This window comes from Streptomyces albireticuli (assembly GCF_021228125.1).
Lineage (GTDB): Bacteria > Actinomycetota > Actinomycetes > Streptomycetales > Streptomycetaceae > Streptomyces > Streptomyces albireticuli.
This window is the reverse complement of sequence record NZ_JAJQQS010000019.1, coordinates 139,923-154,894: the sequence shown is the minus strand read 5'-3', so window position 1 is coordinate 154,894 and position 14,972 is coordinate 139,923. Positions and strand designations below refer to the sequence as shown.

4 protein-coding genes and 1 pseudogene are annotated in these 14,972 nt (G+C 73.3%); 4 read left to right on the top strand and 1 reads right to left on the bottom strand.

The features are described from left to right. Positions 1 to 2: 2 nt before the first annotated feature. Positions 3 to 1,082, top strand: a complete 1,080-nt coding sequence (locus LUZ64_RS29400; RefSeq protein WP_095583873.1) for a hypothetical protein — start codon at positions 3 to 5, stop codon at positions 1,080 to 1,082. A 68-nt stretch (positions 1,083 to 1,150) separates the two neighbouring features. Then, a complete protein-coding gene (locus LUZ64_RS29395; protein ID WP_095583874.1) occupies positions 1,151 to 1,774 on the top strand; it encodes a TetR/AcrR family transcriptional regulator in 624 nt (207 codons plus the stop codon). Positions 1,775 to 1,844: 70 nt separating this feature from the next. Here LUZ64_RS29395 and LUZ64_RS29390 read toward each other — a convergent pair whose 3' ends face one another. After that, positions 1,845 to 5,063, bottom strand: a complete 3,219-nt coding sequence (locus LUZ64_RS29390) for a bifunctional cytochrome P450/NADPH--P450 reductase (protein ID WP_095583875.1) — start codon at positions 5,061 to 5,063, stop codon at positions 1,845 to 1,847. A 321-nt stretch (positions 5,064 to 5,384) separates the two neighbouring features. Between LUZ64_RS29390 and LUZ64_RS37855 the strand changes: the two are divergent. After that, positions 5,385 to 13,338, top strand: a pseudogene (locus LUZ64_RS37855) (SDR family NAD(P)-dependent oxidoreductase). A gap of 149 nt (positions 13,339 to 13,487) precedes the next feature. Further along, positions 13,488 to 14,942 carry an APC family permease gene (locus tag LUZ64_RS29365; RefSeq protein WP_095583876.1) on the top strand — a complete coding sequence of 485 codons (1,455 nt, stop codon included), beginning with the start codon at positions 13,488 to 13,490 and terminating at the stop codon, positions 14,940 to 14,942. The last annotated feature ends 30 nt before the right edge of the window (positions 14,943 to 14,972 follow it).

The following is a 14,972-nucleotide window of genomic DNA, read 5'->3' as shown; positions in this document are numbered from 1 at the left end:
CCATGAGCACCCACCTCGGCGGCACCAGCCGCCTGACGTACAGCCTGAACACGGTCCCGTCCCCTCTCGCGACCGGACGGCCCGTCCACCTCGACATCGTCGCGTCGAACTCGGGCGTCGAAGCCGTGCTGTGCAAGCAGATCCTCGTCGTGATCCCCACCGGCGGCCTCGCCCAGGACCTCGTGCCCGCGGGCGCCCGCGTCGTCCCCACCGCCGCACCGTCGAAGCAGTGGACCATCGACGAGATCGAGAACGGCGTCATCCTCACCCTGCCCCGGGACGAGACCGCCGCGTTCACCCCCGGCGGCCGCGAGGGCACCCCGGTCACGGTCCGCCCCGCCTCCGGCGAGTCCGTCTCCCTCACCACCCACGGACTGCTCCTGCGCCTCAAGGACTTCAAGGCCAACGACGCCGCGGGCACCGCCCTGCTGCGCATCCGCGAGACCGTCAGCGTCGACGATGGCGTGACCTGGGAGACCAACGAGGTGACCGTGCCACTGGCCAAGTACCCGCCGACGGAGGCCCTCACCGCCGACACCGTCGGCGACCTCGTCCTCCGCGAGACCGACGCCGACGGCAACCCCGGCTCCACCCCGGTCACCATGCTCCGCACCGGGCAGAAGGCCGTCCTCACGTGGACCGCGCCGTCCGACGCCACCTGCGACGTCTACTACGGCGGCCGGCACGCCGGACCGTTCACCGGCCAGGACAAATGGCTGTTCCCCGTGGCGGACCTCACCCGTGACACCCAGTTCCAGATCCAGGTCACCTTGCGGCGCGCGGGCGACACGCTCACGCGCTACCTCTCGACGACCGTCGTCGTCGAGGAGCACACGGTCCCGAACCTGATCGTCGACAAGATCACGCCGGGTGGTGAGAGGAAGAACGGGCACGAGCACCGGGTCCTCACCATCGACGGCGCCGTGATAGTGGAGCAGGAGGCACACGTCTTCGGAACCCTGTACGGCGGACACCAGCTGCTCACCGTGGGAGACAGGCTCCAGGCGAACAAGGGCATCGGCACGACGAAGCTGGATTACATACACGAGAGCACGTCCGAAGCGACGACGACCGTGATGTGACCGCAGGCCCGGCGCTCCGACCTTGGTCTGCCGACTTGTTCGTAGGACCAGGTCGATACAATCCGCGCATGGCTCATGTCTCCGCGGTCGAACGCCGCCCCCAGCTCGTCAAGGCGGCCATCGACCTCATGGCCAGGAAGGGCGTGGCAGCCGGAAGCACGCGTGCCATCGCCGCCGAGCTCGGCGTCGCACAGGCAACGGTCCACTACACCTTCGGCACGAAGGAGGACCTGTACCGCGCGGTCATGGACCAGCTGACCGAGGACCTGATCGCGCGGGTCGAGCGGGCGGCGCCCGAGGACGCCGGTTTCGAGGAGACGATCGCCGCCCTGGCCGGGGCGCTGTGGCGCTCGGCGCGCGAGGAGTCGGCCGGCTACCACCTGCTCACGGAGCTGTCGTTGCTGGCGCTGCGCACCCCCCGGCTGAGCGAGGCCCGCCAGGCCCACTACCGCGGAGTGGTCGAGGTGACGGCGCGGCTGGTGAGCGAGGCGGCGGCGCGCGCCCGGCAGGAGCTCTCCCGGCCTCCCGAGGCGATCGCCCGTTTCTTCCTCGCCGGCTTCGACGGCCTGACGATACAGCGCCTCTACGCCCCGGACGAGGCCGCCGAGGTCCTGGGTCTGAGGAGCCTGGTCTCCGCGACCACGGCTCTGGCCACGGGGCGGTTGGGCCTCGCGGACGTACCGACGGACTGAATCGCCGCGACGGTGACGGCTACGGGCGCGCTGTGCGCCCGTAGCCGTCACCGTCGAGTTGAGCGGGTGGTCAGCCGGCCCAGACGTCCTCGGCGTAGTGACCGGACTCGGTGAGGGCGGTCAGCCAGGCGGCGGCCTCCTCGTCGGACGCCCCGGTGTTGTCGCGGTAGATCGCCTTGAAGGCCTCGCGTACCGCGGGGGCCATACGACGGCCGTCACCGCAGATGTACACCCGGCCGCCGGCTTCCAGCGCGGCCCAGACCTCCGCGCTCTCCCGAGCGATGCGGTCCTGGACGAATCGGACGCCGTCCACGGGCGCGTGCATGAAGGTGGGGCGCATGCTGACGGCTCCGGCCGCTTCGGCGGCTTCGAACTCCTCTCGGTGGAGGTAGTCGACGTCGGGGTGGTCGCAGCCGAAGTAGCACAGCAGGGTTCCGGTCGCCCGGGCGTGCAGCCGGTCGAGGACGGCGCCGCGGAAGGGCGCCAGTCCGGTTCCCGCGCTGACCAGGATGACCGGCACCGTCGGGTCCTCGGGCAGGCGGAAGGAGTCGGCGCAGGGCAGCACCCGCGCTTGGACGGTGTCGCCGGCCGTCAGGGTCCGGGCGTAGTGCGAGGCGATGCCGCGGAAGGTGCCCTCGCCGCCGCGGTGCGGGGCGGCGAGCAGTGACACCATCAGGTCCACCTCGCCGGGAGAGGCCGCGGCGGAGGAGGAGACGGAGTAGTGGCGCGGGCGCAGGACCGGCAGCATCTCCAGGAAGCGTTCGAAGGTCAGCTCGCAGGCGCGGTGGTCCTCCAGCAGGTCCAGGACGCTGCGTCCGGCGGCTGTCACCTGTTCGCGGAAGGTCTCGGGGTCCGCGCCGGCCAGTGCGGCCAGGGGCTGCTTCTCGGGCGGGCACGCGGTGTGTTCGGCGAGCACGGCGACGTGCTCCCGGGTGGCGGGGTCCTGCAGTTCCACGAAGTCCGTCAGCAGCCGGCGCAGGGTCAGCGGGCGGTCGACGGGCAGGGTGTTACGGCTGCGGCGCCGCGCCCGCAGGCGCACCGTGCGGTCCAGGTCGAGGGCGAAGCGGTCGGCGACCCGCTGGACGAGGGCATCCGGGTTGCGAGGCAGGACGGCCAGGTGGTCGGCGGTGCGGTAGGTGACGCCGTCGGGGAGCCGAAGCTTCAGGAAGCGCTTGGGGCGGCCGAGCGCGTGGCCGGTATCGACGAGTTCGTACGCCTCCAGAACCTCCATCGGCCGGACTCCGTGCCGTTCCGCGAGTCCGCCGGTGACCGAGCCGGGGGTGTCCTGGAGCTCGTACAGGTCCTGGTCCTGGCCCTTTTCCGGCTCCGTCCGTGGAACCGGGACGGCCGCCGGGTCGCCGTAGCGATCCAGCAGGGCGGTCCACAGGTCGGCCGTCCAGCGGTCCACCGTGCCCGCGAAGTCTCCGGAGGCGTCGGCCGTGCCTCGCTCCAGCAGGGGCGTGGCACCGGCCGAGGCCAGGCGCTCGTCGATGAGGGAGGGGGCGCGCTGGTAGGTGGCCGCCCAGTTGCGGTCGCCGACACCGAGCACGGCGTACCGGACGCCGTCCAGCGAGCCGGGCTCGAGGCCCTCCAGTGACGCGACGAACTCGGCGGCGTCGTCGGTGGGCCTGCCGTTGTAGGAGGCGGCCACGATCACCACCGGGCCGTCGGTGGAACGCAGTTCGCCGACGTAGTCGTCGAGGGGCGCCACGGACGGGGCGAACCCGTACGCGTCGCCGTCCGTGGCGAGATCGCGGGCGATGCCCGCGCAGGTGCCGAGATTGGAGCCGTGCAGAAGGGTCAGCGTGGTACCGCCGGCCCGTCGGTCTATGGGTCCGTCCTGGCCCGCGGGGACGCTGTTCGCGGCGACCGCGGGGAGTCGGCGCTCGCCGGCGGCGCGCCGGGCAAGCTTGAGGGTGAACCCTTCGGGCTTGATGGTGAGTGACTGCTTGATCTTCAGCTGGTAGTCGGTGTGGTCGATCAGCCGGTAGCGGTGCACCAGCAGACCGAGCAGCAGGGTGGCCTCGTGGAGGGCGAACTGGCGGCCGATGCAGGCGCGTTCACCGTTTCCGAACGGTTTGAAGAGGTGGACGGAGCGCTTCTCTTCCCGCGCTTGTGTGAAGCGCTCGGGGTCGAACAGCTCGACGTTCTCGCCCCAGGCGGGGTCGCGGTGCAGGGCCGGGGTGAGCACCGTCAGCGCCTCGCCCTTGCGCACGGCGTATTTGCCGCCGATGACGGTGTCCTCCAGGGGCTCCACGGCGAAGCCGGGCGCGGTCGGCCACAGCCGCAGGCTCTCGTTGAGCACTTGGCGGATGTAGGTCAGCTTGCCGACGTCGCCGTAGCCGGGGTCCGGGGCGTCCTCGTCCCCCCACAGGGCGTCCACCTCGGCCTGGGCCCGTGCGAGCACCTCGGGGTGCTTGGTCAGGTAGTACAGGGCGAAGGACAGGGCACCGCTGGTCGTCTCGTGCCCGGCGATGAGGAACGTGATCACCTGGTTGCGGACGTTCGTGTCGTCCAGCGGCTCGCCCGTCACCGTGTCCCGGGTGTGCAGCATCCGGCCCAGCAGGTCGTCCGTGCTCGTGTCGCCCGACGCCCTGCGCTGCCGGACGACCTCGTCGACGAGGTCCGTCATCAGCTTGTTGTCCTGGTGGAACCGCTCGGTCTGCTTGCGCTTGAACAGTTCCGAGCCCGGGACGGACTCGACCTTGTCCTGGGTGAAGGCCAGCGCGCGTGACATCGCGTCGACGAACGGGTGCGCCTCGTCGCGGCGGAACGACTCGAAGTCGAAGCCGAAGCCGCACAGCCCGATCGTGTCGAAGGTCAGGCGGGTCATGTCCTCGGGGACGTCCACGGGGCGGTCCGGCCCGACCCGGTCCCACTTGGCGATGAGAGAGCGGGCGACCCGGAGCATGGTCGCGTGGTAGTCGCGCATCGCGCCGAGCGAGAAGGCCGGCATCAGGATGTCGTGGGCCTTGCGCCAGTTCGGCTCGTGATTGAAGGCGGTGAACAGGCCGTCCCCGGCGATCTCGCGGACCTCGACCAGGTCCCGGTTCACGCTCTTGCGGAACCTGGTCTCGTCCGACAGCTCCGTCACCAGATCCAGACCGCCGACGACGACGATCTCGGACCCGAAGACGCGTACCCGGAACACCGGCCCCAGCTCCTTGACCTCCCTCATCAGGTGGACGAGCCCGTCGGCGCCGCGCGGCAGGTCGAGGGCGTGGCCGACCAGGGGCAGCGCCCGGCGCTCGGGTATCGCCTGGGCCTTGGCAACGGACGCATGAGTCATCAGCGTGCCTTTCGTTCCGCGTCATCGGTCGCTTCCCGACCACCATACAGACGACATTGTCACTCGACCATGTCTACTGATTGTGTCGAGTGACGCGACCGTGTGACGGAACTACCGGCGGGGGAAAAGCGTTGACTGTCGCCGACTTGGTGCCGGCTTCACGGTCGCTCGCGACGCGGCTGCCGCGCCCCCGGCTCCTCCGGCCTCGCGAGCGAGGATTGTGGTGTGGTGCGCGTGGGGACGCTTTCGCTCGTTCATGACCGGAGGGGTAGGGACGAAGTGACCGAGATCCGCGGCGAATTGATCCGGGCGTTGCCGGGCGTGCTGGAGGCACACGCGGCCCGAGCGGGCGGGAAGACCGCCTTCAGTGACGCACGGCGGGGCGTCACGTACAAGGAGCTGGAGGAGCGCACCCGCCGGCTGGCGGGGCACCTGATGCGGCTGGGGGTGCGGAGGGGCGACCGGGTGGTGCTCCTTCTGGGCAACCGGGTGGAGATGGTGGAGGGTTTCCTCGCGGTGCTGCGGGCGGGAGCCGTGGGTGTGCCGCTCGATTCCGGGGCCACGGACACGGAGCTCGCCCACTTCCTCGACGACAGCGAGGCCGTCGCGGTGCTCATCGAGGAGACGTTGCTGCCACGGATCTCGCGGTTGGCGGCCGTACGGCCGCGGTTACGGTCGCGGATCCTGGTGTCGGGCACGAGCGCCGTACCGGACGGAACAGCCGCGGGCACCCACTCCTTCGAACAGCTCGCCGGGTCGGACCCCGGGCGCGCGCCCCGGGACGACCTCGGCCTGGACGAGCCGGCCTGGATCCTCTACACCTCGGGGACCACGGGGCCCAGCAAGGGCGTGGTCTCCGGCCAGCGCGCCGCGCTGTGGTCCGTGGCGGCGGCCTACGTCCCGCTGTGGGACCTGGGGCCACGGGACCGGCTGCTGTGGCCGCTGCCCATGTTCCACGCCTACGCGCACTCGCTGTGCCTGCTGGGAGTGGTGTCCGTGGGCGCGAGCGCGTACCTCCTCGACCGGGGCGCGAGCGTCGCGCGGGCGCTCGCCGAGCGGCGGTTCACCCTCGTGGCCGGGGTGCCCGCCACCTACCGTCTACTCACGACCGCGGTCCGCGAAGCCTCCCGGCCGCCGACGGGTCTCCGCCTGTGCGTCACCGGGGGCGCGCCGACTCCCCCGGAGCTGCGGGCGGAGGTCGAGGAGCTGCTGGGTGCCCCGTTGGTCGAGGGCTACGGCAGTACCGAGACCTGCGGGAAGATCGCCGTCGGCCGGCTCGGCCGTTCCGGGGGCTCCGGCGTTCTGCCGGTGCCCGGCGTCGAGGTGCGGCTGGCCGGTCCCGCCGGTGGTGGTGACGTCGCCGACGGGGACGAAGGGGAGATCTGGGTCCGCGGACCGAACCTGATGCTCGGGTACCACAACCGCCCGGACGACACCGCGCGGGCCTTCACGGACGGCTGGTACCGCACCGGAGATCTCGGCCGTCGCGAGGAACACGGCGGGCTGCGCGTCACGGGCCGGGTCAAGGAACTGATCATCCGTGGCGGGGAGAACGTCAACCCGGTCGAGGTCGAGCACACGTTGCTCACCTGCCCCGGCGTCGTGGACGCGGCCGTCGTCGGCAGGCCGCACGACGTGCTGGGCGAGGTGCCGGTGGCGTTCGTGGTCACCGACGCGCGGGGCGGCGTCGACACCGACCTCGTACGTGCCCTGTGCCGGGAGCGGCTGTCGGACTTCAAGGTGCCTGATGAGGTGTACGAGACCGGCACCGTGCCCCGTACCCCTTCGGGCAAGATCGACCGCCGCGCGCTGGCCCGGCACCTGGCCGGACGGCTCGAGTCGGCGCGCGAGGCCACGGCGTCCGCCCTGCGCGGGCGGCTGTCGGCGCTGAACCCGTCCGCCCGGTCCGACACCGTGCTGCGCCTCGTCCTCGCCGCGACGGCGCACGCGAGCGGCGTGCCGGAGCGGGACCTGTCACCGGACCGGCCCTTCACCGCCTTCGGGGTCACCTCTCTCGGGGGCGTACTGCTGTGTGACCGGCTCGGCGCGGCCACCGGCCTGGAGCTGCCCGCCACCTTGGTGTTCGACCACCCGACGCCGGCCGCCGTGGCGGCGTTCCTGGAAGCCGCGCTGGTCGGCGCCCCGGCCCCGGGCGGCGGCGGGGCGCGTACGCCTTCGGCGGAGCCGGTGGCCGTCGTCGCGATGGCCTGCCGGTATCCGGGCGGCGTGGCCTCGCCCGAGGACCTGTGGCGGCTGGTCGCGGCCGGGGGTGACGCGACCTCGGACGCCCCGGACGACCGGGGCTGGGACCTGTCCGCTCTCCACGACCCGGATCCCGACCGGCTCGGCAGGTCCGTCACCCTCCGCGGCGGGTTCCTGTCCGGGGCGGCCGACTTCGACGCCGGGTTCTTCGGGATGTCGCCACGGGAGGCGCTGGCCACCGATCCGCAGCAGCGGTTGCTCCTGGAGACCACCTGGGAGCTCTGCGAGCGGGCCGGTGTCGACCCGGCGGCCCTGCGCGGCAGCGACACCGGTGTCTTCGTCGGCGTGATGCACGACGACTACGCCGGCCGTCTCCTGCACCGCGGCCCGCACGAGCTGGAGGCGCACCTCGCCCTGGGCTCGGCGGGCAGCGTGGCCTCGGGCCGTATCGCCTACGCCCTGGACCTGCGCGGGCCCGCCGTGACCGTGGACACCGCCTGTTCGTCGTCGCTGGTGGCCCTGCACGCGGCGGCGCGGGCGCTGCGGTCCGGCGAGTGCTCACTGGCCGTGGCCGGGGGCGTCACCGTCATGGCCACGCCGGCCCCGTTCGTCGCGTTCAGCAGGCTGCGCGGCCTGGCGCCGGACGGCCGGTGCAAACCGTTCTCGGCCGCGGCCGACGGCACCGCCTGGGCCGAGGGTGCCGCGGTGGTCCTGCTGGAGCGCCTGTCCGACGCCCGGCGCAACGGTCATCCGGTGCTGGCCGTGCTCCGCGGTTCGGCCGTCGCTTCCGACGGCGCTTCCAACGGCCTGACCGCGCCCAGCGGCCCGGCCCAGCAGGAGGTGATCCGCCGGGCCCTGGCCGACGCCGGGCTGTCCCCGGCCGACATCGACACGGTCGAGACGCACGGCACGGGTACCGCGCTCGGCGATCCGGTGGAGGCCCGGGCGCTGCAAGCCGCGTACGGCGGGGAGCGGCCCGCCGGCCGGCCGCTGTGGCTCGGTGCGCTCAAGTCCAACATCGGGCACACCCAGGCCGCGGCCGGTGTCGGCGGTGTCATCAAGACGGTCATGGCGATGCGTCACGGACGGCTGCCACGCGTCCTGCACTGCGAGGAGCCGTCACCGCATGTGGACTGGTCGTCGGGCGCCGTACGGCTTCCGACGCGGGAGGAGGTGTGGCACCCGGCGCCCGGCGGCCCACGCCGGGCCGGGGTGTCCGCGTTCGGCATCGGCGGGACGAACGCCCACGTCATCCTGGAAGAGGCCCTTGGGGAGCCTGCCGAGGGGACCGCTGAGAAGCCCGCTCCGGGAGAGCCCTGGAGTGCGGTGCCGCCGCTGCTGCTGTCGGGCGCGGATCCGCGGGCCTTGCGCGCGCAGGCCGGGCGGGTGGCGTCCCTGCTGCGGGAACGACCCGAGCTGTCCTCGCTGGATGTCGCCTTCTCGCTGGCCACGACCCGGGCGGCGCTCACTCACCGGGCGGCCGTGCCCGCGGGGGACCGCGAGGCGCTGCTGAGCGCTCTGGACACGTTGGCGGCGACCGGTTCCGGAAGCGGCGGAACGAAGCCGGGCTCGCCCGCCGGACGTCCGGCCCTGCTGTTCTCCGGCCAGGGCGCGCAACGGCCCGGCATGGGACGGGAACTGCACAGTGCCTTCCCCGCGTTCGCGGCCGCTTTCGACGCCCTGTGTGAACGATTCGACGGCACCGGCAGCCTGGAACGGCCTCTGCGCTCGGTGCTGTGGGCGGAGGAGGGCACCGAGCACGCCGCTCTGCTGGACGGGGCCGACTTCGCGCAGGCGGGCCTGTTCGTCTTCGAAGTGGCGCTGTTCCGGCTGCTGGAGTCCTGGGGGGGTGCGGCCCGAGGCCCTTGTCGGGCACTCCGTGGGCGAGCTGGCGGCGGCTCACGTCGCGGGCGTCCTGTCGGAGCCGGAAGCGGTGGAGCTGGTCGCGGCCCGGGGGCGGCTGATGCGTCAACTGCCCGGTACGGGCGCCATGGTGGCCCTGGAGGCCGCCGAGGACGAGGTGGCGGGAGAGCTGGCCCATCCGGATCCGGATCTGACGGGCCGCGTGGCGATCGCGGCGGTGAACGGTCCGCGGTCGGTCGTCGTCTCCGGGGAGGAGAAGGCCGTGCTCGCCCTCGCGTCCCGGTTCGCCGGGCGCGGGCGCCGTGCCACGCGGCTGCGGGCAGGTCATGCCTTCCACTCACCGCTGGTGGAACCGATGCTCGCCGAGTTCGGCCGCGTCGCGTCGGCGGTGACCTACGGGAGGCCCCGTATCCCGGTGATCTCGGCCTTGACGGGACGCCGGGCGGACGGGGACGACCTGCGCTCGGCGTCCTACTGGGTGCGCCACGCCCGCGAAACCGTACGGTTCGGCGACGCCCTGCGTCGTCTCGTGCACGACGAGCAGGTGACCGCCTGCGTGGAGGTGGGCCCCGACGCACAGCTCACGGCGGCTGCCCTGAGCGGCGCCGCCGGGCAGCGCGAGGGGCTGGTGTGCACGGCCACCGCACGGGCGGGCACGCCGGAGACGGAGACGCTCCTGGCCGCGCTCGGCCGGCTGCACACACACGCCGTGCCGGTGGACTGGTCCCGGGTGTTCACGGGCAGCGGCGCCCGGCGGGTGGACCTGCCGACCTATCCCTTCCAGCGGCGGCGCTACTGGCTGGACGACACCGCCGCCCATGTCCCCGCCGGGGACGAGCACCCTCTGCTGACCGCGACGACCACCGTGCCCGGCACGGAACGACTGCTGTGCACCGGTCACCTCTCCGTCACGGCTCAGCCGTGGCTGCGCGATCACGTCGTCGCCGGGCAGGTGCTCGTACCCGCCGCCGCGTTCGCCGAAATGGTGCTCCACGCGGGCGACGCGTGCGGGCTGGAGGTCGTCGAGGACTTCGTGCTGCTGGCGCCGCTGCCCTTGTCCGGTTCCGGGGCAGGGGTCCAGGTGCAGGTGGTACTCGGTGAACCGGACGCGTCGGGCCGCCGCACCGCGGATGTCCACTCCCGCCCACGGGAGTCGGGCCCGCTCGGCGCCTGGACGCACCACGCCACCGGACGGCTCGGCCCGGCCACCGGACGTGGAGGCCATGATTCCGGCGCTTTCGAGTGGCCGCCCGCCGAGGCCGTGCCCGTGGACCTCACGGGGGCGTACGAGCGCCTGGCCGACGCCGGTCACGCGTACGGACCCGCCTTCAGGGGCGTCACAGCCGTCTGGCGCGGGCCGGACGAAGAGGTGTTCGCGGAAGTGCGGCTGCCCGGGGTGGCGAGCGCCGACGCCGGCCGGTACGGCATTCACCCCGCGCTGCTGGACGCCGCCCTGCACGCGTCACTGCTCGCCGCGCCGCTCGCCGGACCCGCCCGGATGCCGTTCGCCTGGCGCGGCATGAGCGTGTACGCCGTCGGTGCCACGGCGTTGCGCGTGCGCGTACGCGCCACCGGCACGGACACGGTCGCCGTGGAGCTCACCGGCCCCACAGGGAGGCCGGTGGCCGGGGTGGAGTCCTTGACCACCCGGCCGGTACCGGAATCCACCGCGACCGCGGAAGCGAACGGGGCCCTGTACGGCCTGCGCTGGGTCGGTATTCCGGCCGACGGCGACGGGCCGTCCCTGTCCGTGACGGAACCCGACGACATCGGCGTACGCTCCGTGCTCCCCGCGGCGCCCGACGGACGGCGGAACGCACCCGGGACGATGGTGATCTCCCTGTCCCCGGACGCCTCGGGCGCCGGGCCCGTCGCGGACACCCATGCCCTGACTGCCCGTGCCCTGGCCGTGCTGCAAGGCCACCTGTCCGCCCCGGCCGCGCCCGGATCGCGCCTCGTCGTGGTGACCCGCGGCGCCACCTCCACGGAGCCGGAGCTGCCGGCCGCGGCGGTGTGGGGCCTGGTGCGTTCGGCGCAGGCGGAGTACCCCGGGCGCCTCACGGTCGTGGACACCGACGGCCGGCCCGAGTCCCTGCGCCTGCTGCCCGCGGCCGTCGCCACCGGCGAACCCCAGCTCTCCCTCGCGGAAGGAGCCGTGCGCGTCCCCCGGCTGGCCGGATCGGACTACCGGCCGGGCGGTTTTCCGGCAGAGGGCACGGTCCTGTTGACGGGCGGGACCGGAGCGCTCGGCGGCCTGCTGGCCCGGCACCTCGTCACCCGGCACCACGTCCGCCGCCTCGTCCTCCTCAGCCGCCACGGCCTCCGGTCCACTGCCGCGCGGCGACTCGCGGCAGAGCTGGCGGAGTCCGGCGCCCACGTGGACGTGATCGCGTGCGATGCCGCCGACCGCCCCCGCCTGACCGCCGTCGTGAAGACGTACGCGCACGAACTGAGCGCCGTCGTGCATGCCGCCGGCGTTCTGGACGACGGCGTGCTGGAGTCCCTGACGCCCGGGCGGCTCGCCGCGGTGCTGCGACCGAAGGCGGACGCGGCCTGGAACCTTCACGAACTGACGAGGCATCTGCCCCTGTCGCACTTCGTCCTGTTCTCCTCGGCGGCCGGACTGCTGGGCACCGCCGGTCAGGCCAACTACGCCTCCGCGAACGCCTTCCTGGACGCGCTCGCGCACCACCGCGCCGCCCTCGGCCTGCCGGCTCTTTCCCTGGCATGGGGCCCGTGGGCGGGCGGGGAGGGAATGGCGGCGCGCGTAACCGGCCGCGGCCAGGCCCTGGACGGCGTGCTGCGCGCTGTCTCCCCCGCGCAGGGGCTGGCGATGTTCGACGCGGCGCTGGGCAGCGGTGAGACGGTGCTCGCCCCACTGCTGCTGGACCGTTCCCGGCAGTCGGGGACCGCCGGGCGGCCGGTGCCGCCGCCCCTGCGCGGGCTGCTGCGCACGGCCCGTGAGTCAGCACAGGACGGAAGGGGCGAAGGCCCTGGCATCACGGCCGGATCCTGGCGGGAACGGCTGGCCGCACTGCCGGCGGCCGACAGGGAGCCGGCCCTGCTGGAACTGGTCCGCGAGGAGGTCGCCACGGTGCTCGGCCATACCGGCGCGGCCTCCGTTCCCCCCGGGCGCCCCTTCGCCGAGCTGGGTTTCGACTCCCTGACCGGGGTACAGCTGCGCAACCGTCTCAGCGCGCTCACCGGACTGCCGCTGTCCGCCGCTGTCGTGTTCGAGCGGCCCAGCGCAGCGGAGCTGGCCGGACATCTTCACGAGGAGTTGGGCGGAGTCCTCCTCGAAGAGGCCGCCATCGCGCTCCCATGTACGGCACGACCGGCGCAGCCCCTCGCCTCCCTCTACCGGCGTGTGTGCGAGACGGGTGACGTCGTGTCGGCGATGCGCTTGCTGGTGACCGCCTCACTCGCCGTGCCCGCCTTCGAACGCGCCGACAGCGCCCCGCACGAGCTCGCGCCCCTCAAGCTCGCGGAAGGCGCCACCGGTCCCGCTCTGGTGTGCCTGCCCGGCTTCTCCCCCGCTCTCGGCAGGCCCTGGCATGCCACGCTGGCCGCTTCCTTCGGCGGCGAGCGGGACGTCCTCGAGCTCCGGCACCCCGGCATCGCCCATGGTGACGCCGTGCCACGCGATTGGGAGACCCTCGTGGATCTGCACGCCGGCACCGTGCGCGAGCACCTCGGCGACCGCCCGTACGCCGTCCTCGGCTCCTCGATGGGCGGCTGCCCGGCGCACTCGGTGGCCGCGCGCCTCGCGGCGACCGGCACACCACCGGTCGGCCTCGTCCTCGTCGACACCTACCACGTCACCCCCGACCTCGAACAAGAGCCGTGGCTGCTGGCCCTGCCCGCCCGTCTCCCCTTGCAGATGGGCGAGCGCTTCGACACCGCCGTGGACGACATGGCCATGGCCGCCCTCGGCGCCTACACCCGCATCGCCCGCGGCTGGCACCCGGAACCGGCCGACGTTCCCACGCTCCTGCTCCGCGCCACCGACCCGCTGCCGGGACCGTTCACCGGCGTCGGGCCCTTAACGGCGATCGGAGAGCGGCGGGCTTCCTGGCCGGTGCCGCACACCACCCTGGACGTTCCCGGAGACCACTGGAGCGTGATCGAGAAGCACGCCGGCACGACGGCGCGGGCGATCAGGGAGTGGCTCGACGCACGCCTCGCGGCCACCAGGGGCACCGATGCCTGACAGAGCGCGCGCCTCGGGGCGGCGCTCGGTGAGGGCGCCTCCTTCCCCGCCCCACGGCCACCCCACTACCGTGACTCCCGCGCCACTTCACCACGGGGCCATGGAACAGTCGCACTGCCGCACTGCTCAACGCACGGGGGGAGACGGGCATGGCCGACACGGGAGGCAGTGGTACAGGAGCCGAGCTGCGGCGGGATGCCGTGGGCGGGACCGCGGTGCTGTTCCAGAGCGTGACGGCCATGGCGCCCGCGGCCGCCGTCGTGGCGTCCATTCCGGGCGGGGCGGCTTTCGCCGGTGGCAGCCTGCCGCTGTCCGTCCTCCTCGCCCTGGCCGCGTCGCTGCTCACGGCCTCCTCCCTGGGCGAACTCGCCCGGCGCCTGCCGGCCGCCGGCTCGGTGGCGGCCTACGCCGCCCGGGGACTGCATCCCGCGGCCGGCTTCCTGGTCGCCTGGGGGTACGTCTTCGCCGAAGCCCTCGTGCCACCGCTGGTGCTGCTCCAGCTGGGCTTCACCCTGGCGGGCACGCTGCACCGCCAGTGGGCCGCGTACCCGGCTGACCTGTGGTGGCCGTGGGTCCTGGCGGGTGCGGCGGCCGTCGCCGCGGCCGGGTACCGGGGCATCCGGGCCTCCGCACGGCTCGGCGTCGTCCTCGGCGTCTTCGAGGTCGCCGTCCTCGTCGTGTTCGCGGCACTGCTGATCGTCCAGGCAGGGAAAGCCAACACCCTGTCCGTCTTCACTCCTTCGCACACCGGCCCCGGCCAGTCCGCCGCCGGAGGGGTGTTCGCCGGATCGGTCTACTGCATGCTCGCCTTCGCGGGGTTCGAGGCCGCCGCCCCGCTGGCCGAGGAGGCCCGCCGGCCCCGGCGGACGATCCGGCGGGCCGTGGTCGGCGCGGCCCTGGGCGTGGGCGCCTTCTACGTCCTGACCACCTACGCCATGACCGTGTACTACGGGCCCGGCCGGTTCGCGGGCTTCGGCGCGGAGGGCGACGCGTCGTGGGACGGTGTGGCCCGCGGAGCCTTCGGTCTGATGTGGGTGCCCGTGTTCCTGGCGGTGGTCAACTCCTGCGTCGCCAGTGCCAACGCGGGCGCCAACGCGGCGACGCGCACGGCCTACGCGTTCGGCCGTGCCGGACTCTTCCCGCGATCCCTGGCCACCGTCCACGCCCGGCACCGTTCCCCGGTGACGGCCCTCGCCGCACAGACCGTCGTGACCGTCGCGGTGGCCCTGGTACTGGGCTTCGCCTACGACCCCGTCACCGCCTTCTACCTGATCGCCACGGGGGTCGTCATCGTGGTCGTCGGCGTCTACGTCGCGGCCAACCTGGCCTGTGCGGGGTACTTCCTACGCCGTCCGGGGCTGCGCCCGGTACACCACCTCCTCGTCCCCGCCCTGGCGATCGCCGCCCTGATACCGGCCCTGCTCACCGCCTCCGGGCTGCCGGTGTTCTCCTTCGTCACCCCGCTGAAGTCACCGGTCTCGTACGCGGGCGCGGCCGTGGGCGTATGGCTGTTGCTGGGGGCGGGCGTGCTGCTGGTGGTACGGCGCCGGAACCCGGAGCGGCTGAGCCGGTCAGCCTTTCAGGGCGGAGACGCGGATCGGTGAGCTGGTCTCGAACCACGCGGGCCCGGTGTG